The sequence below is a fragment of the Halomonas sp. IOP_14 genome, from assembly GCF_021021315.1.
GTDB lineage: Bacteria > Pseudomonadota > Gammaproteobacteria > Pseudomonadales > Halomonadaceae > Vreelandella > Vreelandella titanicae.
On record NZ_JAINWD010000110.1, the window covers coordinates 1 to 1,027 of the forward strand.

Here is a 1,027-nt window from a genome sequence, read left to right on the forward strand (position 1 = left end):
GTGCGCCAGGCATGGCGCGCAGCGCCTTGACCGGCGCTGTTCCTGGGGGTGGTGCTTCAGGATGACTTGGGGGTGAAAGTCCCCTGCACGCCCGGCAAGGGGAAGTGCTAGCCGACGGCAAGGGTGTCCCTCGCGAGGGGGAATCTGAAGGCAGCCCGAGGCAAAACGCTGGCCTGACGAACAGGAAGCGGATACGAGGCGTCATGGCGGGGTAAGGTGGCTACACTCACCAAAGCCCGATACTTGCACGGAACGCCATGATGTAAATCCGACAGGCATAAGCGGGAAGGTCGCGCGTCTTACCCTGGGAGGTCTGGTGGTCTGCCACGGTGCTACCGTCGTCGAGAGGCGACGGGAGGGATCACCAGACGTCAGCCGAGGCCATAGTAAGTGCCGGTTCACCACGGCACCAAGGGCCGAACATGAAGAACCGCGAGTAGGCGATAACGTCTCGAGGATCGATCATGAAGACAGACCATGACGCTAATACCGTCACTCACCCAGAGGGGCAGGGGCAGTACCCCGAGTCCCAGCCGGTGAGCGTCGAGACCAGCCCGGCGTCGTTATCGTGGACGAAAGCGGAGCCAACCTCGCTCATGGAACGGGTCGTTGACCCGGAAAACATGGAGCGAGCTTACCGTCGGGTGGTGGCCAACAAAGGCGCACCGGGTGTCGATGGCATGACGGTGCATCAACTGGCTGACCACCTGAAGCAGTACTGGCCAACGCTGCGCGAGCGGCTGTTGGCCGATCAGTACCACCCCAGCCCGATCCGAGCAACCACGATCCCTAAGCCCAAGGGTGGGACGCGGCAGCTCGGTATTCCCACGGTTACCGACCGCCTAATCCAGCAAGCGCTGTCCCAGGTACTGATGCCGATCTTCGACCCGGGCTTCTCCGAGTCGAGTTACGGCTACCGCCCCAAGCGGAGCGCCAAGCAGGCCGTCTCGGCCATGAAGGCCCACGTCACCGCCGGTCACCGCTGGGTGGTCGATCTTGACCTGGAAGCCTTCTTCGACCGAGTGAA

General features: G+C 62.9%; 1 protein-coding gene. It reads left to right on the forward strand.

Going from position 1 to position 1,027, the window contains the following annotated elements:
• Positions 1-464 precede the first annotated feature (464 nt).
• Positions 465-1,027, forward strand: a 563-nt coding sequence (locus K7H09_RS24320) for a reverse transcriptase domain-containing protein (RefSeq protein ID WP_269064097.1), incomplete at its 3' end; no start/stop codon positions are given.